The organism is Halomonas denitrificans, from assembly GCF_003056305.1.
GTDB lineage: Bacteria > Pseudomonadota > Gammaproteobacteria > Pseudomonadales > Halomonadaceae > Halomonas > Halomonas denitrificans.
Map to the genome: position 1 here is coordinate 343,405 of NZ_PYVX01000003.1, position 24,129 is coordinate 367,533.

Consider the following 24,129-nt stretch of genomic DNA (forward strand, 5'->3'; position numbering starts at 1 on the left):
AATGTCATAAATCGCTGATATAACCCGTGCCAGGCCGCCCGCCGGCCGCCCGACCCCCAGCGACAGGACTTCCGATGCGACTGCTCGATCGACTGACCATCCGGCTCAGCTGGAGCCTGGTGCTGATCGCCTTCGGCGCGATCATCCTTGGCACCGGGGCGCTCGGCCTCTACGCCAACCACCACGGCCGCACCGCCTTCGCCGACCTGCGCGAGGTCCAGGGGCAGCAGTCCCGGGCGCTCCACCAGGCCTATATCGCAACCCTCAGGGCCCAGGTCGCCATGGAGCGCGCCGCCCACCTGCTGAGGGTGCCCTCCTTCGACCGGCCCGGGCCGGTCATCGATCAGGCCCGGGCCGACATGGACGCGGCCAGGGCGGCCTTCGAGCGCTTCCAGGCCGCGGCCGGCGACGATGACGTCGAGGCGCTGGCCGAGCGCTTCCACTCGCTGCTCGGTACGGGGCTCTCGCTGCAGCTGATGCTGCTGGAGGAGGAGGATCTGGGCGGCTACGACTCCGGCAAGGCGCGGCTGGCCCAGATGAGCCAGGCCTTCATGGACGGTGCCGAGGCCTTCTTCGATGCGTCGGCCGCCCGCGGTGACGCTCAGGCCGAGCGCTTCGACGCCATGGCGAGCTGGCTCAACCTGGCCCTGGTCGCCGCCCTGGCGGGGGCGCTGGCGCTGGTGCTGGGAGTGGTCTGGGGCGTGCGCGCCAACGTCATCCGCCCGCTGTCGCGCATCACCGGACACTTCCGGCGCATCGCCGACGGCGACCTCTCGACCCCCGTGGAGGCCCGGGGCAGCAACGAGATCGGCCAGCTCTATGCCGAGCTCGGCGGCATGCGCCGGGCCCTGGCGGAGACCGTCGAGCGCATCCGCGACGGCGGCGGTGCGGTACTGGAGACGGCGGCGCGCCTCAACGAGGGCAACCAGGAGCTCTCGGCACGCACCGAGCAGCAGGCGGCGTCGCTGGAGCAGACCGCCGCCAGCCTGGACGAGATGACCGCCTCGGTCGCCGATACCGCGGGCCATGTGCGCGAGGCCAACGAGCTGGCCGACCACGCCACCGAACGCGCCCACCGCGGCAGCGAGGGGATGAGCGCCTTCATCGAGACCATGGGCGAGATCCGCGAGCGCTCGACCCGCATCGGCGAGATCGTCGGCCTGATCGATGACATCGCCTTCCAGACCAACCTGCTGGCGCTCAACGCCTCGGTGGAGGCCGCCCGGGCGGGCGAGCACGGTCGCGGCTTCGCGGTGGTGGCCGACGAGGTGCGTCAGCTCGCCTCGCGCAGCGCCCGCTCGGCCAGCGAGATTCGCGGGCTCACCGAGGCCTCCCGGGCCAGCGTCGCAAGGGGCGACGAGCTGTCGCGCCGGGCCAGCGAGGAGATGGCGGCCATCGTCACCGCCATCCGCGGCCTCAGCGAGCGCATCGGCTCGATCGACCACGCCGCCACCGAGCAGCACCGCGGGCTCGACCAGATCAACCAGGCGATGCACCAGATGGGCATCGTCACCCAGCGCAATACCGAGCGGGTGGCCGAGGCGCGGCGCACCGCGCTGGCCCTCGAGGAGGAGGCCGAGCGGATGCGGGCCTTCACCGCACGTTTCTGCCTGCCGATGGTGAGCGCGCCGGACGACGAGGCCGCCTCGGATACCGCGCCGACGCTCGACGATACCGAGACGCGCACCGTCCAGAGCCCGATGGCGCAGCCCGCCTGATGGACGAGCCCGCCATGCACGACAGCGCCGCGACTCCGGGCAGCGCCGCTGAGGCGATGATCGATCGCGAGGCCCGGGAGCTCGACCGCATCCTGCGCGAGGGCGCCATCACTCCGCTCTTCCAGCCGATCGTCGATGCCGGCTGCCAGGGGATCTTCGGCTACGAGGCGCTGTCGCGTGGGCCGTCGGACTCGCCGCTGCGCTCGCCGGTGACGCTGTTCGACACGGCGCGGCTGACGGGACGCCTGGTGGAGCTCGACCTGCTCTGCCGGCGCCTGGCCATCGAGGCCTTCGCCGCCCAGGACCTCCCGGGGCGGCTGTTCCTCAACGTCATGCCGACCTCGCTGCTCGAGGAGGACTTTCGCGAGGGGCTGACCCGCGCCTTCCTCGCCGGCGTCGGGCTGTCGCCGGAGCGGGTGGTGATCGAGCTCACCGAGCACCTGCCGATCCACGACTACGCGCTGATGCGCCAGGCCGTGGATCACTACCGGCGCATGGGCTTCCAGGTCGCCCTGGACGATCTGGGGGCCGGCTACTCCAGCCTGCGCCACTGGGCCGAGCTGCGCCCCGACTTCGTCAAGGTGGATCGCCACTTCGTCCAGGAGGTCGACCGCGACCCCGGCAAGGGGCAGTTCTTGCACTCGCTGCTCGAGGTGTCGCGCAGCCTGGGCTGCCGGGTGATCGCCGAGGGCATCGAGACCGCCGGCGAGCAGCGCTGCCTGTGGGGCATGAACTGCGGGCTGATGCAGGGCTATCACTTCGCGCGACCCTCTCGGGAGCCGCCGCGACGGCTCGAGCAGCCCGCGCCGAGGCCGGCGGCGGTGTCGGGCGGCGTCGGCGGCAGCGCCGCCATGCTCTGCCGCCACCTGGCGCCGGTGGCCCAGGGCACGCCGGTGCCGGAGGTGGTGGCACGCTTTCGCAGCGATCCCGAACTGCGCTGCCTGGCGGTGCTGGACGCCGAGCAGCGCCCGGTGGGCGTGGTGCGCCAGCATGCCTTCCTGTCGCTCTTCACCAACCCCTTCAGTCACTCCCTGCACGCCCGCCGGCCCATCGATGCGGTGATGGACCGGCGGTTGCGGGTTGCCGAGGAGTCGATGCCGCTGGAGGCACTCAGCCGCCACATCACCGGCTCGACCCAGGGCGGGCAGGACGACTTCGTCATCGTCGATGCCGACGGGCGCTATCGCGGGCTCGGCCAGGTGATCGACCTGCTGCGCGAGATCACCGCCCTGCAGGTGCGCAGCGCCCGCCAGGCCAACCCGCTCACCGGACTGCCCGGCAACGAGGCGATCAACGACACCCTGGCGGCGCGGCTGGCCGGCGGCGGGCCCTTCGTCGCAGTCTATGCCGACCTGGACCGCTTCAAGGCCTACAACGACGCCTACGGCTATGCCCAGGGGGACCAGGTGATCCTGGCGCTGGGGCGGCTGCTGCAGGAGGTGGTCGGCGAGGCGGGCTTCGTCGGCCACGTGGGCGGCGACGACTTCATGCTGGTGCTCGACCCCGAGGATGCCCGGGTGAGCTGCGAGGCGATCCTCGAGCGCTTCGCGCACTTCATTCCGACCTTCTATGACGAGGTGGATCGCCGGGCCGGTGGGCTCTCCGGTCGCGACCGGCCCGAGGAGGCCGTGCCGCTGATGACGCTCTCGATGGCCTACTACCCGGTGCCGCAGGGGTCAGGGCTGACCGCGATGGAGATCGCCAACGCCCTGGCCGAGCTCAAGGGGCAGGCCAAGCGCCTGGCGGGCAACAGCCTCTTCGTCGAGCGGCGCGGGGACCGGGTCAGTCGCTGATCACGGCATCGCGTCCCTGCGCCTTGGCGCGGTAGCTCGCGGCGTCGGCACGCCGCACCGCGTCGTCCACGCTCTCGTCGCCCCGCTGGAAGGTGCTCACGCCGATGCTGACGGTGACTCGCCAGACCCGGCCGTGCTGTTCGAGGCCCTGGGTCGCGATGCGTGCCCGCAGCGCCTCGGCGATGCGCATGGCGCGGGGCCACTCGCAGCCCGGCAGCAGCAGGGCGAACTCGTCGCCGCCCTGGCGGGCGGCGTGGTCGCTGCTGCGGGTCACGGCTCCCATCGCGGCGGCCACCTGGCGCAGCATGCTGTCGCCCAGGGCGTGGCCGCCCTCGTCGTTGATGGTCTTGAAGTGGTCCAGGTCGAAGAGCAGCAGCGCCGAGGGGGTGTCGGCCTTCTCCCAGGCGGCGAAGGCCTCCTCCAGGCGGCGTTCGAAGCCGCGGCGGTTGAGCAGGCCGGTCAGCGGGTCGTGCTCCGCCTCCCAGCGGCGCAGCGCGTCCTCGTGCTGGCGCTGGGTGATGTCGCGTACGGCCCCGACCAGGCCGATGAATTCGCCGTCCAGGTGGATCGCCTTGGTATGCACGTCGAGCCACCGCATCTCGCCGCTCTCGGCGACGTAGCGGAACTGGCGCTCAAGGTCATGATGCTCGCGCAGGCTCGCCCGCCAGGCCTCCAGCACCGGGGCGCGATCCTGCTCGTGAAGGCGCCTGGCCCAGGTGGCCAGCCGGATCGGCGGGGTGAGGCCCAGCATCGCCCTCAGGGCCTGGTTGACGAAGGTCAGCCGGCCGCGGGTGTCGGTGACGAACATGCCCTGGGGCGAGGCGGCGAGGATGCCTCTCAGGAAGGCCTCGCGCTGCTGCCGGTCCTCGAGGGTCTGCAGCCGCTGCTGTTCCAGCTCGTTGAAGACATCGATGACGCGGCGCAGCTCCGTCATCTGGGTGGGGATCTCAAGCCGGCGACGGCGTCCCAGGCTCAGCTCGCGGATCTGCTGGGCCAGGCGGGTCAGCGGGCGCAGGGAGAGCCAGATCAGCGCGCCCATCAGTGGCAGCAGCAGGCCCAGGGCCCACCAGGCCCGGTGCGTGATGCTCCGCATCACGTTGGCCAGAGGGCTGTAGATCTGGTCGAGGGGCAGGTAGACGCCGACCACCCAGTCGGCGGGCCAGATCTGTCGATAGGCCTTGAGGGCCTCGCCGTCCTGGCCGGCCTCGCCGAGCGCTTCGCCCTCCCAGCCGAGCAGGGCGAGGTCGAGACCGGGATCGTTGAGCGCCGCGGTGAGCGCGGGCTGGCCGCCGCGCTGGTCAGGATGGTAGAGCAGCTGGCCCGAGGCGGTGGCCACCACCACGTGACCGGCATCGCCCAGGCGCAGGCGCTTGAAGTCCTCGAACAGCTCGCTGCGCTCGATCTCCACCAGCCCGCCCAGGAAGCCCGTGTAGCGGCCCTGGGCGTCCCGGCGGGGCACCAGCATCATGACGATCGGCTTGCCGGAGACGATGCCGACGAAGGGGTCGCTGACGTGGGGGCGCTGCACGTGGCGCATGTGGCGGGCATAGGCCCGATGGCCGATGTCGAGGCCGTTGCGCCCGGCCAGGGTCGGCCAGTTGTCGACGATGGTGTTCTGGTCATCGACCAGCACCAGGCCCTCGAAGAGGGTGAGCATCTCCTCGTGGCCGCGCTTGGCCAGGTCGCCGGGTGCGGCGTGCGGAAACTGCGCGGCGAGACGCTCCAGCGCCTCCAGGCGCTGCTCGATCTTCTGCGTGATGGCGTTGCGCACCAGCTCGGCCTCGTAGCGCAGGTGCACCCGGTTGGACTCCTCGACCAGCAGGGTGCCCGATTGCCAGCCGAAGGCCAGCAGCATCACGCACAGCACCCCCCACACCGCCGCGACGCCCAGCAGCAGGCGTCCGCGCAGGGAGAGCAGGTGGCGCCGCAGGGCGGCTGTCAGGGGCTCGAGGAAGGTCAGGCTGGTTACCGCTCGGGTTGTGCTCGTCTTCACGAAGGTGGCGACGCCGTTCAGGCGTAGACAGGCATGTTGCCAGCCCGCGGCGCGGCCTCCAATCCCCAGTGGCAGAATTTATTAGTCTTTTCTGTAGTTTTCGCCGCGGCGTCGAGGCCCCTGGCCTCGTTCAAGTCTCGGCGGGAAGCGCCGATAAGCCGGAGGACGCCGGCTCTGGCACCCGGGGCCGGCGTGAACAATAACCCCTCCACGAGAGTGATCATGCTGACTTCCCTGAGACTGCGCATCCTCCTTGCCACCCTGGCGGTGATCGCCGTGGCGCTGATCGCCAACGGCGCGGCTAGCTACTTCACCGTTCAATCCCACAACGATCGCCAGATCGCCCAGCAGCTCGACTCCGTCGCCCGCGGCAATGCCCAGGCCATCGAGGAGTGGATCGCCGCCCGCACCCGCATGGTCGAGGCGGCCCGCGAGCCGGTCATGGGCGAGGCCTCGACCCAGGCGCTGATCCAGCTGGCCGAGTCCGGCGGTTTCCTGTCGGCCTATTTCGGCCGGCCCGACGGCTCCCTGGTCTCCTCCGACGGCTGGGTCCCGCCCGACGACTACGACCCGCGCCAGCGCGGCTGGTACCTCGCCGCCACCGAGCGCGACGAGACCATCGTCTCGCTGCCCTACGTCGACGCCAACACCGGCGGCATGGTGGTCACCGTCGCCACCCCGGTCGAGCGTGATGGCCGGCTGGTGGGGGTGATCGGCGGCGACGTGGTGATCGATAAGCTGATCGCGCAGGTCGCCGCGATCCGCCCCACGCCCGCAAGCTTCGCCTTCCTGAGCAGCCAGGGCGAGACCCTGATCGCCCACCCCGATGGTGACCTGACCCTCGAGCCGTTGACCCGGATGAGCGCGGCGATGACGCCCGGCTTCATCACCACGCTGGGCGGGGCCGAGGAGGCCTGGCAGCCGGTGGTCGTCGACGGGGCCGACAAGCGTCTCGCCGTGACCCCCATCGCCGGCAGTGACTGGGAACTGGGCGTGGTCCTCGACGAGCACGAGGCCACCGCCGGGCTGCGCGGGGTGATGAGCGCCTCCGCGATCACCCTCGCGGTGGTCGGCCTGCTGGCGGCGCTGCTGCTGGGGACGCTGCTCAAGGTGGTCTTCCGCCGGCTGCTGGCGGCGCGTGATGCCATGGAGAGCGTGGCCAGCGGCAGCGGTGACCTGACCCGGCGCCTGCCCGAGGAGGGGCGCGACGAGGTGGCGCAGATCGCCAACGCCTTCAACCGCTTCGTCTCGCGCATGGAGACGGTGATGCTGACGATTCGCGACAGCAGCGAATCGGTGCACGTGGCGGCCACCGAGATCGCCCAGGGCGGCCAGGATCTCTCTCGGCGCACCGAGAACGCCGCCTCCAGCCTGCAGCAGACCTCCGCCTCCATGGAGGAGATCACCAGCACCGTGGAGCACACCGCCGAGTCCTCCCGTCAGGCCAACGGTCTGGCCGAGTCGGCCGCCGACACGGCCAAGCGTGGTGGCGAGGCCGTCGATCAGGTGGTGACCACCATGCAGGGCATCACCGACTCCTCCCGGGAGATCAGCGAGATCGTCGGCGTGATGGACGGCATCGCCTTCCAGACCAACCTGCTGGCGCTCAACGCCTCGGTGGAGGCCGCCCGGGCCGGCGAGGCCGGACGCGGCTTCGCGGTGGTCGCCGACGAGGTGCGCCAGCTGGCCAGCCGCTCGGCCGACGCCGCCAAGCAGATCAAGGAACTGATCGACACCTCCGCGGAGCGCACCGAGCAGGGCGCCAGCCAGGTGCGAGCCGCCGGCGAGACCATGCAGGAGTTGGTGGCGAGCGTCACACGGGTCGCCGACGTGCTGGGCGAGATCACCGCCGCCACCGGCGAGCAGAGCGACGGCATCGGCCAGGTCAACGTGGCCGTCAGCGAGCTCGATCGCATGACCCAGCAGAACGCCGCCCTGGTGGAGGAGTCCACCACCGCCGCCGAGCAGCTCAAGGAGCAGGCCAACCGCCTCGCCCAGACGGTGAGCGGCTTCACGCTGAGCCAGCGCTATACGGCGGGCTTGGGCGGCTCGGCCAACCACTCCGACCGTGAGGCCGAGCGGGCCTGAGCACCCGCCGCAGCTTGAGACACTGGCCCGATGCACGACGCCCGCGGCACACCGCCGCGGCACACCGCCGCGGGCGTCGTCGTGTTTGGTGCCGTCAGCAAGGGCAGGCTAACCTGCTTCCGGATGACGCGCAGCGCGGCGCACTTGGCCTACGGTTGGCAGCGCCGCTGGCGTCGAGACGAGAGAGCTAAAGTTAGTGCTGTGGTGGCCGATATCCCTGATCAGACCATCATCATCGCTCACGAAGGGGCTATTTCATGGCAAGCATTTCAGCGCTTGGCGTCGGATCGGGGCTCGATCTCGGCAGTTTGCTCGATCAGCTGCGTTCGGCAGAGCGGCAGCGGCTCGCTCCGATCGTCGAGCAGAAGGCGGAAGAGGAGGCCAGGATCTCGGCCTTCGGTCGCCTGCAGTCCGGTCTGGAGAAGTTCCAGGCGGCGGTGGATACGCTCAACGACGCATCCACCTTCAGCAACCTGACCGCCAACGTGTTGGGTGAGGGCATGACCGCTACCGTCAGCGATCAGGCGAGCCCCGGGAGCTACGAGATCACCGTGAACCAGACCGCCCGCACCGGCAGCCTGGCCAGCACGGGTGTGAGTGATCCCACCGCCGCCCTGGTTGGAGCCGGGGGAGATAGCCTGACGCTCACTTTCGGCGATGGCAGCACCAGCGGCCCTATCAGTCTAGCGGAAGGGGATTCCCTTGAAGATATCCGCGATGCCATCAACGCGGATGATACTGCCGGAGTCGATGCTTCCATCATCAACGATGGTACCAGCTCTCGGCTGGTGCTCAGCTCGCAAGAGAGTGGTGCCGATGCCGGTATTGAAAGCATGTCTTTCGCCAATGCTTCCCTGGCCGAGGATGCCGCGACCCTCCAGGCAGGGCGTGATGCCGAGCTGGACATCAACGGCATCGCCATCACCAGCGCCAGCAATACCGTGGAAGGTGCCATCGAGGGCGTGACGCTGCAGCTGGAGCCCGCAGCCTCCGGCGAGACCTTCAGCCTGGCGGTGTCTCCCGATACCGAGTCGCTCAAGGAAGCGGTGCAGGATTTCGTTTCGGCCTACAACGAGATGAAGTCGACTGTCGGCCGCATGACAAAGGCTACCGGCGATGTGGAAACCGCCGGCGAGCTGGTGGGCGATCGCACGGTGCGTACCATCGAGTCGCGGCTCAACCGCGACCTGACCAACCCGATCCGCAGCGGCGACCTGGAGATCATGTCGTCGGTGGGTATCTCCCTGAATGACAGCGGACGTCTGGAACTCGACGAGAACAAGCTGGATCAGGTGATCGCCGACAACCCCGAAGGGCTGCAGGGCTTCTTCGCCGGTACTACCGAGGATGGCGGCTTCGCGGGGCGTCTGGCGTCCAGCCTCGACAACATGCTCGACACCGATGGCATGATCGAGCGTGCCATCGACAGCGGCGAGAGCCGGATCGATCGCATCGAGGATCGCTATGATCGAACCGAGAAACACATCAATCGCACCTTGGAGCGCTATCGGAGTCAGTTCAGCCAGCTTGACGGCCTCATCGCGCAGATGAACTCCACCAGTGCCTATCTCTCCCAGCAGCTGAGTGCGCTCAACCAGCAGAAGTCATGAAGACACTGCCCCCATGAGCACGCATCGCCCCGGCCATCGTGACGATGGCCGGGGCGATGCGTTTAGTGGCTTCTGCTGCCCTGCAGAAGCCATTCATATTGCGCAACAGCCGCCTTGGCCAGGCCTTCTGGCTGGTTCGGGAGCGCCCCATTCTCTAGCTCTCTGCGAAAAACCAAAAAATGCTTGCCGGTCCCTAAAGTTTCCTCGCCACGTTCCGTTATAGAGAGTAACGGCCAACGGCGCCGTTGTGGCAGGGCCCAACATCGGGCCGTCAACCAAGACCCGAAGCGGGCCTCCGCCGCTGGAGCCCTCAACTGCTAGGAAGGTACTCACCATGTCCGTGATCAATACCAACATCACCGCCCTGATCGGCCAGAACAACCTGCGTGAATCACAGAGCATGCTGGCCAAGGCACAGGAACGCCTCTCCTCCGGCATGCGCATCAACAGCGCCGCCGACGACGCCGCCGGTCAGGCCATTGCCAACCGCATGAGCGCCCAGATCACCGGGATGAGCCAAGCCAGCCGCAACGCCAATGACGGCATTTCCCTGGTGCAGACCATGGAAGGCGGCCTGGACCAGATCAGCGACAACCTGCAGCGTATCCGCGAACTGTCGGTTCAGGCGGCCAACGACACCAACTCCGCGGCTGACCGCTCCTCCATCCAGTTGGAGATCGACGAGCGTACTGCAGAAATTACCCGTATCGCCGAGTCTACCAAGTTCAACGGCACTGAGCTGCTGAGCAACTCTGCCACCCTGAGCATGCAGATTGGTGCCAATACTACCGCTGCTGACCAGATCGATGTTAGTACAGTGGCGATGACCGCTACTAACCTGAGTGTCAACGCCCTGACCGTTGACACATTCACGAACGCACAGAGCGCCATCACCGCCGTAGACTCCGCGCTGCAGCAGATTGATGACCAGCGCGCAACACTGGGTGCTACCCTCAACCGCTTCGACTCCGTGGTCCAGAACCTCGAGAGCAATAGCACCAACCTGACCGAGGCGCGCTCGCGCATCGAGGACGCCGACTATGCGAAGGAGGTGTCCAACATGACCAAGGCCAACATCCTCCAGCAGGCCGGTACCTCTATGTTGGCGCAGGCCAACCAGACGCCGCAGAGCGTGCTCTCCCTGCTGGGTTAAGCGTTTCCCAGCAGCGCGGCGCAGAGCCGTTGAGTTACGAGGCTGGCCCTTTGGGCCAGCCTCGTTTCGTTGTGGAGAGACTGAGGCGCAGGGCAACAACGGAAAAGTGGCCAGTCTTATGGGTTATTCGCGTGAGTGCCGTGGTCCTAGAGGCGCTACCGTAGACAGCATACCCCCATACCCTTCGAAATCGACCGGCAAGGTGATGCTCTCATGGCCAAGACACAGGCGAGTCGCCCCTCAAAGCACAAGGTTCTGCATGAACGGCATGATGTGAGCAGGCATGCTGATTTGGGGGGCTTCGAGTCCGCTTTCACGCAGCAGGATTATCCGCGTGCGCTGGAGATCGCTGAGGCTTTGGTCCAGCGTTCTCCGGCATCTCCCCAAGTCCACGAGCTGCATGCCAATGCCCTAGGGCGACTGGACAGGTTGGTGGAGGCGGTCGAGGCGATGCAGAAGGCGGTCGATCTGCTCGAGCACCCCAGTGCTGGGCAGCGATTAAAACTCGCTCAATATCAGGTACTGGCGGGAAAGGCCTCTTTAGCCGTTACTGTTTTGGAAGGGGTGGTGCAAGAAATGCCCGAGCACGGCATGGCGCTGGCGTGGCTAAGCCGTGCCTACCATCAGCTCGGTCAAAATAGTCGAGGCCTGGAGGTCAATGACCAAGCTATCGCACTGGACCCACGCCATGAGGAGGCCTTGCTGTGGCGGTCTCGGATCCTAGATCAGCTACAGAAGCATGACGAAACGCTGACCACCTTGAGTAAGCTCCAAGACGTCAATCCTCGTAGAGTGGGAGTTCATAATCATATTGCTTCTCTCTTCACCAAAGAGGGGGAGTATGATGAGGCTGAAAAACATTACCATAATGAAATAGAACTCGATCCTTCAAATGGGAAGGTGCACTCTAATTTCTGGATGTCGTCGCATTATAATCCCGAATACGATGCCGATTCGCTATTCCGTATGGCTGTCGAGTGGGACGATAACTTCGCAGAACGGTCATCTCAAGGTCGAGCCACGACGACTATAGATTCCAGAAAGCGATTGCGTATTGGTCTCTTGTCCGGCGGATTCAGAATGCATCCGGTCGGGCAGATGATCCTTCCTGCACTCCAGAGACTACCCTACGATCAGTTCGAATTGGTGTTCTATAGTACCAATCAGTACATCGATACTCTGACCCAAAAAATACAGGTGTTGGCACATCGTTGGAAATCTATCGAGGGGTTGAGTGATAGTCAGCTGGATCAGCAGATACGCGATGATGAAATCGATATCCTGATCGATCTCAACGGTGCGGGGGATGGGAGCCGCTATCGTACTCTGACTCGAGAGCCTGCTCCGCTTATTGTTAAATGGGTAGGTTGTCTCGTTAATACGACTGGGCTAGATAGCGTCGATTATCTGCTGAGCGACCACATCGAGACGCCAGCAGATGTAGACGGGCGCTACGTGGAGAAGTTGATCCGACTGCCGGACGATTATATCTGCTATCAGGTGCCCGATTATACTCCGGACTGCAACGGGCTGCCTGCTCTAGGCAATGGATATATCACTTTCGGGTGTCTAAATAACCCTGCCAAGCTTTCGGCTCCACTGCTTAAAGAGTGGGCGAAGCTGCTTAAGGAAGTAACCGGCAGCAAGCTGCTACTGCGGGGGATCCAGTTCGAGAGTGAAAGATTCCGCAACAAGATCGCTGCAGCCTTCAGCCAACTTGGTGTCGACGAGGACCGACTCCTTATGGAAGGGCCCGCCCAGCATCAGGAGTTCATGGAGACCTATCAGCGTATCGACATCGCATTGGATACCTGGCCCTACTCCGGGGGCTTGACGACCTGCGAAGCGCTGTTGATGGGGGTGCCGGTGGTCACGAAGACGGGCCCGACCTTCGCCGGCCGACATAGCGCTACCCACCTGGTTAATGCGGGGCTGTCCGAGTTGGTCACCGATAGCTGGGAGGATTTCCGTGCTCGAGCGAAGGAGCTGGCCGATGACCTACCAAACCTGGCGTATATCCGCGCTGCTCTTCGCACCATACTGTTGGATTCGCCTGTCTGCGACGGACCTCGTTTCGCCAAGCATCTGACCACGGCACTGCGTGCCATCTGGCAGCGCCATTGTGAAGGCAAGGCTCCTGAAGCTCTGAGCTTTAACAAGAGCGGTGCGGCTCAGTTTGCCGATGAGGAGGCGCCTACCAAGCTGACCCTTGCGCCCTCTAATCAGGGCTTCGATTGGCAGCTCGAGAGTCCCATCCTCTCCGTGGATAATGGCGCTGTTCTGGCCTCCAGGCCTGATGCCCGTGAGCTGCTGGGCAGTGGTCAGGTGGCTATGCTGAGCTTCGATCCTGCCGGCAAGTTGGAGTCGGTGGATCACCTCGCCCAGTATGGTGAGATTCAACACTTCCCCTATACGGCACTGGGCGATGGGCAGCCCGCGACACTGCATGTTGGGGAAGGGCTTGAACCTACATCGCTGAGCCCGCTTGGACATGAGGGTGAACTCGAAGCTCACGCAATTCCCACTGTGGCTCTCGACTGTATCGAGGGGCTCCCCAACATCGACCTGCTAGCACTGGATGCTCGTCACGATAGCGTAAGCATCTTGAGGAATGCCGCTAAGGCGCTACGGAACACCTTGGCTGTTCAAGTGCATGTCGCCTTTCAGCCAACCCTAGAGAATCAGCCTGACTTCTCTCGAGTCCATGCCCTTCTCAAACGTTATGGATTTCGCTTTCACTGTTTTATCAATGGACATAATGAAAGCCGCTTTCCTGACGAGGTGGCTAAGGAGAAACAACAAGCCTCTGAGCTGCATAGCGCAGATATACTTTTCTTGCCGAGTCAAGAGCGTGCGAAGGGTCTGACGGCCGGTCAGTGTAAAAAGCTTGCCTACCTGTCGCACGCCATTCTGGGGATCAAGGATATGGCCTATGCACTGCTAGCTGAAGTCGGAAAGGACATCGCCAGGACATATCTCGAGGAGGAAGGCTTGGTAAATGCTTCTTCCAAAAAACCTGGAAAAAGGGCGTATGAGTTTGGAAATGTTAGAGAGCTCATGAGCCACCTCGACCAGATTCAGGTGCCCGTCATGATCGCCAGTCATGGCTTGCCGGGCCACTTGGTGGTATCTCTGACATCTTACAAGGCACGTTTTGACAACCTACATCTGACATTGCGCAGCTTATTGTTGCAGAGATCCAGCCCTGACCTTCTGATTCTATGGATCGCTGAAGAGGAAAAAGGTGATCTGCCTGATGAGGTCTGGGAACTTGAGCTGTATGGCTTAAGCATCAGGTTCTGTGAGGATCTACGCTCTTACAAGAAGATCGTGCCGGTGCTTAGAGAGTTTACTGACAGCTTCATCGTGACGGCGGATGATGATCTCTACTACGAGCCGGGCTGGCTCGATGGGCTTGTCGCTAGCTGGGATGGAAGTTATAAAACCGTCGTCAGTCATCGAGCTCATAAAATAAAGCTTGATGGAAAGGGCGAACCAGTTTCCTATCGTCACTGGAAGTGGCAGGTGGGGAACGATGAAGTCGTTGATGGAATGATTTTCCCCACCTGTGGTGCCGGGGCGCTGTATCCTCCAGGCGTTTTCCACGATGATGTCATCAAGTCCAGTTCCTTCATGAAACTCTGTCCGGATGCGGATGACGTTTGGCTGTATTGGATGATGTCGCTTAATGGCGCTAAAGCGAAGAAGTCGAGCTACAAATTTAATTTAATAGAATGGCCTCGCCAAGGTGCTGAACCCCTTTGGAAAACAAATCTGCAGGGCGGAGGAAATGATGAAAAAATAAGGAAGATGCTGAATGCATATGGTGGGCTGTGGGAGGGGGTGCATAAACAGACATCCTCGCAAGAGTTTTCTGTTTCCCGCTATTGGGATCAGCGCTACAGGATGGGGGGGACTTCCGGCGCAGGATCTTACGGTAGATTGGCATCTTTCAAGGCTGAAGTGATTAATGGTTTTATCGCAAGAAACTCGATCAACAATGTCATAGAGTTTGGCTGCGGTGATGGTAATCAAATTGGATTGATCAAGCCTGTTGATTACCTAGGGGTGGATGTTTCACCGACAGCTGTCGATATCTGCAAGAGAAAATACGTCAGCGACAGCCGTAAGAGGTTTCTTGTTCTAGATGACTTCGTTGCGTTGCCCGAGACTGCCGAGTTGGTGCTTTCTCTGGACGTGATTTACCACTTGGTCGACGATGAGATTTATCATGATTATATGGAGAGGCTGTTTTCTTCCTCCACTAGATATTGTGTGATTTATTCGGCCAATAAGGAAGAGTTGACATCGTCCAAGCACGTGCGTAAAAGAAGGTTTACGGATTGGGTGGACGCCTATGCTCATGATTGGAAAATGATCAAGCATATCCCCAACAGATATCCGTTTTCTGAAGGCAGCGATCAAAATGAAACATCATTCGCTGACTTTTATATCTTCGAGAAGAAACGTGGAAAGGTGACGGTCTCCAGAGACGGGAAAAAATCTGCAACTGACTTGGGTGTTGTGGTCACTGGGTGTGGTCGCAGTGGGACAAAGGCTATGGCGAGCATGCTGTCTTCCTCTGGAATGAAGATAGGGCATGAAGAGATTTTTAACTGGAAGCTGTCTGATGTGCCAGTCCATGAGCTTCACCAGCATGTTGATAACATGACGATAGATGAGGTCGTTGAGGGGGAGTCATCCTGGATGATCGTACCGTTCATCGACAAGCTCCCAGTCGAAACCAAGATTGTCTACTTGCTTAGAGACCCCTTGAAGGTCATAAAGTCGTTTTATGACTTTGGTGCTATGGCTGAGGTGTCCTACTCGCCGAGTATACGCCTTGCGCAGAGCCTGCTTCCAGAAATGACGACGAACGATGAGCTCTATAACTCTGTGGCTTATTGCCTTGGGTGGAACCGCTTGGCATTCGACATGCTGAGGGGGCGGCACGGATCTTTCATCTTTTTTGATATCGAGAATGGTGAAAAAGACAGTGTGGAAGAGTTTTTAGGAGTCGATATTTCCGAGATCGAACATGCTAATGAGCGTGTCGAGGAAAAGCGACGCAACATCCCCCTAGAGGATGTAAAGAAAGCGATTGATGGTAATTCGGAGTTTTTATCTGAATATCTCCGCATAGAATCTATCAGGAAGTCTTTGGTCTGAGTGTGAGTAAATGATATGGTTTTTTCAAGGAAACACAGTTTTTAAAAGCTAGGAAGGCTGGAGGGGCAGTGTGGAGTTGGCCCTTGCTGAGTTGTATTCTGAGGGAAATATCGTCACGCCGATCACCCCCTTTGATGAAAAGGCAAGGCTTAAAAAAGGAAGAGGGGGTCGCAACTTTTCTTACGATAAGTCTGCGGAAAGTAAGTATTTAGAGAAAGTTGAGAGAGGTGTTGTTGCAGGGGGTTCGTATGCCCATTTTTATAACTACATGCCTTGCCGGTAAGTTGATTAAAGTATGGGTGGCGGGGTTGGCAAAAATGTTTCTGTTATTTATGTGGAGCGTTCACCATACAGCAAGATCCTTTCTTTGGCGAATATGCAGCTAAGTTTTAGAGGGTGTCAGTTGGGAAGTGAGGTGTTGGCTGAGATAGCTCAGATGAGGCGTTTTCTTGCTAAGCAGGTCGAGAGTGGCGGGATGCTGATAGCTAAGAATATAGATATATATTCTGGCGGCGAGAGACATAAGGCAGCTTTCTTGAGGTATGAAAACCTTCATGAAGACTTTGACGGATTTTGCATTAACGACTTGGGGGTGAAGACCCCTTCTTTGCTGTCTAATGCAAAAAAGGATTGATGTCAAATCGGTTGTCTCTAGGTGGGGTTTGTAGTTCAAGACAGTTGAAGGTCATGAATGACTATTTTGGAGGTGAGTTTTTAAGTTTGGTTATGAGTTTTTTTGAATAAATACCTAGGATTAGAGATTTTTCATAGCTTTCGAATTTCCACGATCGCCTAACCGCTTGGTAAATATAGTGCGGGGTCCCGGATGATCAGCTGAGCTACAGGAGTTATCCTCTGCTAGCTGTGATATCCCGGCATGTTGATCATCCGGGACCCTACACGTAGCGAAGAAACCGGCATGCCGTCCAAAAAATGCTGGAGGATATCGAGCGGCGTCACACCATTCTCGCTCGCGCCGTCAGGGACCAGAGCGCGCACACGCTGCGCATGCTCGAGCAGTGAGCGTCGCTTCTCTAGATGCTATATCTAATTGAGGTGAATGCGAATCAAAGGGCCTGTATGGGTAATATACGCCGGTGCTTTAGAGGTGTTCGTCGGATAGAGAGCCATGTTCAGCGAATATCCTTGACCGTCCCGCTCGGCACCACGGAACTCCGCGGATGACACCCCATGCATCGACGTGACCTCCTGAAAATCCTGACCGCCTTGGCGGCCGCCCCGCTGTGCCTGGCGGGGTGTTCGCCCGGTGGCCCGCTGACCATCGGCCTCCATCCCTGGCCCGGCTACGAACCGCTCTACCTGGCGCGGGCCTTCGGCTGGCTGTCGGACGAGGTGGTGCTCCGCGAGGGGGGCAATGCCGGGGCTTCCCTGGCCGGACTGTGCCGTGGTGAGCTCGACGGGGCCGCCCTGACCCTGGACGAGGTGCTCGTGGCGCGCTCGGAAGGGATTCCACTGACGGTGGTCGCGGTCTGCGACGACTCGGTGGGCGCCGACATGGTGCTGGCCCGGCCGGGCATCGCGTCCCCGAGGGGGCTCGCCTGCCGGCGCATCGCCGTGGAGCGCACGGCCGTGGGCAACCTGGTGCTGTCGCAGTTCCTCGCCGCCGCCGGCCTGCGACGCGATGATCTCCAGGTGGTCGACCTGGCCCCCAACGAGCAGCTGGACGCCTGGCGGGCGGGGGAGATCGAGGCGGCCATCACCTATGAGCCCACCGCCAGCCGCCTGCTGCGTGAGGGGGCGGTGAGCCTCTATGACAGCAGCCAGTTCCCGGACGTCATCCTCGACGTGCTGGCGGTGCGCCAGGACCGCCTTCGCTGGCGCAGGGGGGCGGTGAGCGCGCTGGTGGCCGGCCACTTTCGCGGGCTCGATCACTTGCGGATCAGCCCCCAGGATGCCATGCGCCGCATCGGCGCCTGGCGCGGGCTCGGCTTCGATGAGGTGCGCGCCTCCTATGCCGGGCTGGAGCTGCCGGGGCCTGGCGGCAACCGGGACTATTTCGGACCGCAAGGTGATCTGGCAAGGGCAGCGCGGCTGCTCAACGACGTCATGGTGGCCAACGGGCAGCTGCCGCGGCCGGACGACCTGAAGGCGCTCTCGACCCCGCGCTACCTGCCCGATATCGGCGCGGTCGCATGAACCTCGGTCGCCGCCTGCTGCTCGTCGCGCTGACGCTGCTGCCCGCCCCGCTCCTGGCGGAGGAGACGCTCAGGCTGGGCGTCTTCGCCTATCGGCCCGAGGCGGTGATGGAGGCGCGCTATCGCCCGCTGGCCGAGTACCTCGGCGAGCGGCTGCCGGATCACCGCGTCGCGCTCGAGGTGATGAGCCTGGACGAGATCGAGGAGGCGATCTCCCATCGTCGCCTCGACCTGTTGATGACCAACCCCAGCCACTACCTCGAGATCCGCAGCCGCAACAGCCTCACCGGGGCGCTGGCGACCGTCATCAACGCCCAGCACGGCCAGCCCGTCAGCAGCCTGGGGGGCACGATGATCAAGGCGGCGGGCAACGCGGCGATCCAGGAGCTCGACGATCTCGCGGGGCGGCGCATCGCCATGCCGGGACGGCGCTTCCTGGGCGGCTACCAGACCCACGCCCTGGAGCTCATGGATGCCGACATCGATCCGCGACGCGACATCACGCCGGTGATCGCCGGCAGTCATGATGCCGTGGTGGCGGCGGTGCTGGCGGGCGAGGCGGAGGTCGGCTTCATTCGCACCGGCATCCTCGAGCGGCTGATCGCCGAGGGGGAACTCGCCCCGGGCCAGCTGGAGGTGATTCATGCCCAGCAGCTGGCGAGCTTTCCCTTCGCCGTCTCCACGCGACTCTATCCCGAGTGGCCGCTGGTGGTGATGCCCCAGGTGGCGCCGGAGACGGTGCGGCGGATCGCCGTGGCGCTGTTCACCCTCGAGCCCGAGCATCCTGCCGCCCGGGCGGCGATGATCGCCGGCTTCGCTCCGCCCCAGGACTACCTGCCCGTGGAGAACCTGGCGCGTCGCCTGCGCCTGCCCCCCTTCGAGGCCGTGCCCGACTTCACCTGGCATGACATCTGGCAGCGCTACGCCGGCTTCCTGCTCGGCCTCGCGGCCGCCGGTGCCCTGGTCGCGGTGCTGCTGCTGATGCTCGCCCGGCGCAATCGGCAGCTCCGCCAGCAGCGGGCGCGCCTGAGCCTGCTCGCCGGCGTCTTCACCCACTCCCACGAGGGGGTGATGATCACCTCGCCCGACGGCGAGCTCCTGGAGGTCAACGACGCCTTTAGCCAGATCACCGGCTATGCCCGCAACGAGGCGGTAGGGCGCAACGCCAGCCTGCTCGGCGCCGGCCGTCATCCCCAGGCCTTCTACGCGGACTTCTGGCAGCAGCTGCAGCGCACCGGTCACTGGGACGGCGAGGTCTGGAATCGCCGCAAGAACGGCGAGATCTACCCCCAGCGGCTCACCATTAGCGCCGTCACCGACGGCGCGGAGGAGGTACAGCGCTATGTCGGCCTGCTCTCCGATATCACCCGCCTCAAGGAGCATCAGCGCGCCCTGACCCACGCCGCCCAGCACGACGCCCTCACCGGCCTGCCCAATCGCACCCTGCTCGCCGACCGGCTGCGCGTTGCCATGGCCCAGGTCGACCGCGGCGGCCAGCGCCTGGCCGTGGTCTTCATCGACCTGGACGGCTTCAAGGCGATCAACGACACCCACGGCCATCACATGGGCGATCGCCTGCTGGTGGCCCTGGCCGAGCGGATGCAGGGCGAGCTGCGCGCTAGCGACACCCTGGCTCGCCTGGGCGGCGACGAGTTCGTGGCCGTGCTGCAGGACCTGGCGAGCGACGAGGAGGGCGAGCGGGTACTGGAGCGGCTGCTGGCGGCCACCGCGGCGCCCGTGGAGATCGCCGGGTGCCCGCTCCAGGTCTCCGCGAGCCTGGGCGTGGCCTACTACGACGCGGCCGCCGGCGGCGATGAGGACCAACTGCTGCGCCACGCCGACCAGGCCATGTACCGGGCCAAGGAGGCCGGCAAGCAGTGCTACCGTGTGCATCGGAAGACGCAAGAGAGCGTCTCGATGCCTGCTGCCGCCTCACGCCTCGGGCGCATGGGCCGATAGGCCGAGCCGGGGCAGCGAGGGGCTGAAGAATAGGCGCGACCGCGCACGCGCCCCGAAAGCCAGAACCGTCATGGGAGACAGGTCAGGATCATGAGAGGCAAGACGTTGTGGATCACGGGCCTGAGGCCCCTGGCGGCGTTCGCGCTGCTGCTGTCGCTCACCGGCTGCGCCATGCTGGCGCCGGCGCCGCCCGAGCGTCAGTCGAACGTCTGCGAGATCTTCCGCGAGCAGCCGGATTGGTACGACTACGCCCGGGCCTCCGAGCAGAAGTGGGGCACGCCCATCGCCACCCAGATGGCCTTCATCCAGCGGGAGTCCAGCTTTCGCAGCCACGTGAAGCCGCCGCGCACGAAACTGCTCGGCTTCATCCCCTGGACCCGGCCCTCGTCGGCCTACGGCTATGCCCAGGCCCAGGACCCGGTGTGGGGCGAGTACGAGGCGGACGCCGGGCGGCTGTTCGCGCGACGCACCCACATGAAGCACGCCACCGACTTCATCGGCTGGTACAACGCCCGCACCCGTCGCATGACCGGCGTCTCCCTGCACAACCCTCGCCACCTCTACCTCGCCTACCACGAGGGGCTGGGCGGCTATCGGCGCGGTTCCTGGCGGGGCAAGCCCGCCGTCCAGCGCGCGGCCGGCCAGGTCGCGCGCACCGCCGCCCGCTATCGCAGTCAGCTGGCCGCCTGCGAGGCGGAGTTCCGCTGCGATGGGCTGCTCGAGATCTGGCCCTTCTGCCGCTGATCGCCCGCCGCAGGTGCGCCGAGGCGGAACGAGCCCACCGCGTCCATCAGTGCGCCGGCCGCCTCGCCCAGTTTCTCGGCGGTGGCGTGGGCCTCGTCCAGCGCGCTCGCGGAGTGTCGCAGGGAGCCCTGCATCTCGAGCACGCTGTTCTCCAGCTCCTCGATGCCCCGGTGCTGCTGCTGGCTGGCGCCGTCGATCTCGCGCAGCCGTTCGGCGACCTGGTCGAAGGCGCCCAGCACGCGGGTCATGGCCTCGCCCGCGACACGGGTGCGACTGACGCCCGCCTGCACGCTCTCGTCGTTGTGCTGGATGCGTGAGCGGATCTGCTCGGCCGTCTCCTTGGTGCGTTGGGCCAGCTGGCGCACCTCGCCGGCCACCACCGCGAAGCCGCGTCCCTGCTCGCCGGCGCGGGCGGCCTCCACCGAGGCGTTGAGCGCCAGCAGGTTGGTCTGGAAGGTGATCTCGTCGATGTCGCCGAGCAGCGCCGCGATGCCGGCGGCGTTGGTGGAGAGTTCCTGCATGGAGTGCTCGAGGGCGAGCACCTCCTGATGGCCGCCGCGCGCATGTTCGGCGGCCTCGCCCGCCAGCTCGCGGACCCGGCTGGCCTCGCCGGCACTCTCGCGAGTGGTGGCGCTGAGCTCGGTGGCGCTGGCCGAGACGCGTTCGACCTGGGCGGCGTTGCGCTCGGCCTGGCGCCGCAGGTCGGCCTGGCCGGCGAACAGCGCATCGCTCAGGGTGTGTACCTCGCGGCCGGTGGCCTGGGCCGTCAGCAGGGTGGAGGCCACTCGCTGCTGCATGGTGGCGACGGCGGAGAGGGTCGCGCGGCGCCGTTCGGCGTCGCTGAAGAGGATGTCCAGCCGCCCCTGGCCGGCCTGTTCGGCGAAGCGGGCGACGCGCAGGCCGTCCTGTACCAGGCGATCGAGCATGCGAGCGAGGTAGCCCAGCACCACGGCCTGTGCCACCACGGCGCCGGCGTGCTGCAGCAGGCAGACGACGAGGGCCGTCGCGTCCTGGTGCGCCATGCCGGCATAGAGGTGCACCACGCCGAGGTACTGGAGCCAGGTGAAGAGCACGTGGTGCACGGCGATGACCGCGGCGCCCAGCACGATCACGCGCCATTCGCTGTAGGGGATCAGCGCCGAGAGCATGATGAAGATGCTGAAGTGGGCCTCGATCCGTCCGCCGCTCTGCTCGATGAGCAGCGCCGAGAGCCCCATGAACAGCGCCGCCATCAGGAAGCCGCCGGCCCCCGTCGGCAGTCGCCACTGCAGCAGCGCCACCAGCGGGAAGGCGATGGCACCGAAGGCCAGGGCCAGCGCCAGGGTGCCGTTGAAGAGGCCCACGGCCAGGCAGAGGGCCAGGTGCAGGCCGGCGAGCAGCCACATCAGCTGGTCGATGCGCTGGCGGTGATCATCGCCGGCCTGGAGCGTAGGGGGAGAGGTCCGAGACGAGGGCATGGCGGGACTCCTTGTGGCGTGGTCGTGGGGCGATGGTCGAGGACTGGGCATGACGCCTTCTTCTATCGGCCGACTGTCGGCAGACTTTATATGAGCAAATTAAACGTAAAGGTCTTGTACAAGAGTGGCGGCTCGTCCTTCGCCCTCGCCGCGAACGGTTGTGTCCGCGGCGGCCCGGGCCTAAGGTTGGCGGCTTTCTGTCATCCGCCACTGGAGCGCCCGGAGGGGACCCCATGATCGACGAGCACCGCGGGCCAGGCCGCCACGACTCCCTGATGCGTCCCCTGCCGGCGGAGGATGACGCCAGCGGCTGGATGGTCAGCTACGTCGACATCATGACCCTGCTGGTGGCCCTGCTGGTGCTGATCATCACCTTCGGCGAGCTGGGCGCCGGGGCCGCGTCCCCGGAGGCCGCCGAGCCGGCGACGACGCTCGAACTCGGCGTGCCGCTGCCCGAACCGCTGCGGCGAATCAACGCCGAGCGAGAGGCGCAGGCCGCCGCGCCCGGGGCCCTGTCGGCCCGTGCGATCACGGCCGCCCTCGGGGTGGCCGGCCTGCCGGCGGCGCGTCCCGCGCCGCCCCCGGCGCTGCTGGTGCGGCCGGGGGGGCAAGGTGAGGTGCAGGGCGCGCGCCCCGTCGACGGGCCGCAGTGGCTGATGTCGGCCGGCGTCGATCTCACCCGGCCGCTGTCCGACTACCTGGTGGTGCTCACCGACGCGCCGCCGCTGGGCGTCGAGGCGGTCAATGCGGCCGCCATCGAGGGCGCGCGGGCGGTGAGTGAGGCGCTCGAGGAGGCCCCGTATCTGGCGGATCTCGACGGCATGGAGGTGTCGCGGATTCCCGAGGGGGTGCGGCTGCGGGTCGAGGATCGCCTGCTGTTTCCGACCGCGGAGGCCGAGCTGACCGAGGAGGGTCGCGCCCTGGTGGCGTCGCGGCTCGCCGAGATGGTGCGGCGCCACCCGGGCGAGGTGGCGGTGGAGGGCCACTCCGACAGTCGCGCGATCCGCACCGAGCGCTTCCCCTCCAACTGGGCGCTCTCCAGCGCGCGCGCCATCGCCATCGTCGAGGCGCTGGTGGCGGCCGGCGTCGACCCGACCCGGCTGCGCGCCGTGGGCCTGGCCGACACCCGGCCTCTGGCCAGCAACGCCACCGCCGAGGGGCGCGCCCGCAACCGTCGGGTGGAGGTGGTGATCCAGGCGCGCTGACCCGGAGTCGGCGTGGGCGCAGCTCGGGAGTCGCGTGGGCTCAGCGAGCGCGCAGCAGGGTCCGCAGGTCGTCGTCGAGGCGCAGCGAGAGGCCGCGGCTCGCCAGCACCCGGTCGGTGCGCAGCTCCACCACGCGAAGCGCCAGGAAGAGGCGCTCCTGGCCGCGGGCGTAGGTGCCGAGCAGCATCGTCCGGGCGCCCGCGCTGGCGCCCTGGTTCCTCACCCGGCGCGTCAGCAGGCCGTCGCCGCCCTCCATGACCAGCAGCTGCCCGCCGTCGAGGAGCACCTCGCGCACCGGCATGCCGGCCCGTGCCAGTGCCGCGGCCGAGAGCTCCGCGGCGATGCGGCTGAATGCCGTCGAGGGGGCGCCGCCCGCCACGTCGATGAACGAGGCCGTGATCATCGGGCCCTGGTCCGGAAGGTCGGGGAAGGCCTCGACCAGCTCGTGCGCGGCCGTCTCGAGGGCCTCGTCGAGCCCCGGGGCGGGGGGCGCGTTGTGGAGCGCGCGCTCTTGGTGGGCGCAGCCGGTCAGGCTCAGCAGGACCAGCAGCAGGCAGGCCAGGCGCAGGGGGGTGAGCATGATGGTGGCGTCTCCGGAAAGGATATCGCTCCCTTCTTCGGCGGATCGCCTGGGAACTTGAGGCGGCCGGGGTGCCCGCGGTCGGCGCCGTTAGGAGTGTTAGAGTAGTGGCGAATCCAGCGAGAACGACCCTTCGGCGGACCCCATGCCCAGCATCGACGTGGTGATCGAGCTCTCCTACGAGGCCTGCCTGGCGCACTATACCGGGCAGGTGACCCAGGTGCAGACCCGTAGCCTGGATGGGCGCCGGGTGGCGTTCCCCGCCGAGGCGCTGCGGCGCGTGGTGACCCGCGACGGCGTGCACGGCCGCTTCCGGCTGACCTTCACCGAGGCCGGACGCTTCTGCGCGATTCGCCGGCTCGAGGCCTGCTGAGCCGCCCTCTCCTTGCGTTGGCCACGAGGTGGCCGGATAGCGAGCATCCTGAGCGATGTTCGGCTACGATACCGCGAAGATGCCCGACGATTCTCGGGTGAAGCGAGCGGCAGGGAGACGCCCTCGCCGAT

14 protein-coding genes are annotated in these 24,129 nt (G+C 65.0%); 11 read left to right on the plus strand and 3 right to left on the minus strand.

What is annotated here, in order from left to right:
• The first annotated feature begins 74 nt into the window (after positions 1-74).
• Both C9F13_RS11045 and C9F13_RS11050 read left to right on the plus strand, forming a co-directional pair.
• Positions 75-1,718, plus strand: coding sequence for a methyl-accepting chemotaxis protein (locus tag C9F13_RS11045; RefSeq protein ID WP_108446314.1), 1,644 nt, complete (start codon positions 75-77; stop codon positions 1,716-1,718).
• A 14-nt stretch (positions 1,719-1,732) separates the two neighbouring features.
• Positions 1,733-3,511, plus strand: a complete 1,779-nt coding sequence (locus C9F13_RS11050; protein ID WP_342747800.1) for an EAL domain-containing protein — start codon at positions 1,733-1,735, stop codon at positions 3,509-3,511.
• Here C9F13_RS11050 and C9F13_RS11055 read toward each other — a convergent pair.
• Positions 3,501-5,504, minus strand: a complete 2,004-nt coding sequence (locus tag C9F13_RS11055) for a sensor domain-containing diguanylate cyclase (RefSeq protein ID WP_108446315.1) — start codon at positions 5,502-5,504, stop codon at positions 3,501-3,503. The genes C9F13_RS11050 and C9F13_RS11055 overlap by 11 nt on opposite strands.
• A 222-nt stretch (positions 5,505-5,726) precedes the next feature.
• On the opposite strand from C9F13_RS11055, the gene C9F13_RS11065 reads away from it, so the two are divergent.
• The 7 genes from C9F13_RS11065 to C9F13_RS11095 all read left to right on the plus strand — a co-directional run bounded on the left by C9F13_RS11065 (position 5,727) and on the right by C9F13_RS11095 (position 20,383).
• Positions 5,727-7,592 (plus strand): methyl-accepting chemotaxis protein, encoded by a 1,866-nt coding sequence (locus tag C9F13_RS11065; RefSeq protein WP_108446317.1) that lies wholly within the window; start codon positions 5,727-5,729, stop codon positions 7,590-7,592.
• 257 nt (positions 7,593-7,849) lie between these two features.
• On the plus strand, positions 7,850-9,202 hold the full coding sequence (gene fliD / locus C9F13_RS11070; protein ID WP_108446318.1) for a flagellar filament capping protein FliD: 1,353 nt from the start codon (positions 7,850-7,852) through the stop codon (positions 9,200-9,202).
• Positions 9,203-9,536: 334 nt separating this feature from the next.
• Positions 9,537-10,355 carry a flagellin N-terminal helical domain-containing protein gene (locus C9F13_RS11075; RefSeq protein ID WP_108446319.1) on the plus strand — a complete coding sequence of 273 codons (819 nt, stop codon included), beginning with the start codon at positions 9,537-9,539 and terminating at the stop codon, positions 10,353-10,355.
• A 213-nt stretch (positions 10,356-10,568) separates the two neighbouring features.
• Positions 10,569-15,524, plus strand: coding sequence for an O-linked N-acetylglucosamine transferase family protein (locus C9F13_RS11080; protein ID WP_108446320.1), 4,956 nt, complete (start codon positions 10,569-10,571; stop codon positions 15,522-15,524).
• A 1,191-nt stretch (positions 15,525-16,715) separates the two neighbouring features.
• Positions 16,716-17,681, plus strand: a complete 966-nt coding sequence (locus C9F13_RS11085) for an ABC transporter substrate-binding protein (protein ID WP_108446321.1) — start codon at positions 16,716-16,718, stop codon at positions 17,679-17,681.
• Positions 17,678-19,639 carry a PhnD/SsuA/transferrin family substrate-binding protein gene (locus C9F13_RS11090; protein WP_211310947.1) on the plus strand — a complete coding sequence of 654 codons (1,962 nt, stop codon included), beginning with the start codon at positions 17,678-17,680 and terminating at the stop codon, positions 19,637-19,639. Before C9F13_RS11085 ends, C9F13_RS11090 begins: the two co-directional genes overlap by 4 nt.
• Positions 19,640-19,729: 90 nt before the next feature.
• Positions 19,730-20,383 (plus strand): transglycosylase SLT domain-containing protein, encoded by a 654-nt coding sequence (locus C9F13_RS11095; protein WP_108446322.1) that lies wholly within the window; start codon positions 19,730-19,732, stop codon positions 20,381-20,383.
• On the opposite strand, the gene C9F13_RS11100 is transcribed toward C9F13_RS11095, so the two are convergent.
• Positions 20,314-21,840 carry a methyl-accepting chemotaxis protein gene (locus C9F13_RS11100; RefSeq protein ID WP_108446323.1) on the minus strand — a complete coding sequence of 509 codons (1,527 nt, stop codon included), beginning with the start codon at positions 21,838-21,840 and terminating at the stop codon, positions 20,314-20,316. The two genes, C9F13_RS11095 and C9F13_RS11100, sit on opposite strands and share 70 nt — an antisense overlap.
• 233 nt (positions 21,841-22,073) lie before the next feature.
• Here C9F13_RS11100 and C9F13_RS11105 point away from each other — a divergent pair, with 233 nt between their 5' ends.
• Entirely contained in the window at positions 22,074-23,045 is a 972-nt protein-coding gene (locus C9F13_RS11105) for an OmpA/MotB family protein (protein WP_108446324.1), read from the plus strand.
• Between the two features lie 40 nt (positions 23,046-23,085).
• Here C9F13_RS11105 and C9F13_RS11110 read toward each other — a convergent pair whose 3' ends face one another.
• Entirely contained in the window at positions 23,086-23,625 is a 540-nt protein-coding gene (locus C9F13_RS11110) for a FlgO family outer membrane protein (protein ID WP_108446325.1), read from the minus strand.
• A 145-nt stretch (positions 23,626-23,770) separates the two neighbouring features.
• Between C9F13_RS11110 and C9F13_RS11115 the strand changes: the two genes are divergently transcribed.
• Positions 23,771-23,998 (plus strand): DUF2835 domain-containing protein, encoded by a 228-nt coding sequence (locus C9F13_RS11115; protein ID WP_108446326.1) that lies wholly within the window; start codon positions 23,771-23,773, stop codon positions 23,996-23,998.
• Positions 23,999-24,129 lie beyond the last annotated feature (131 nt).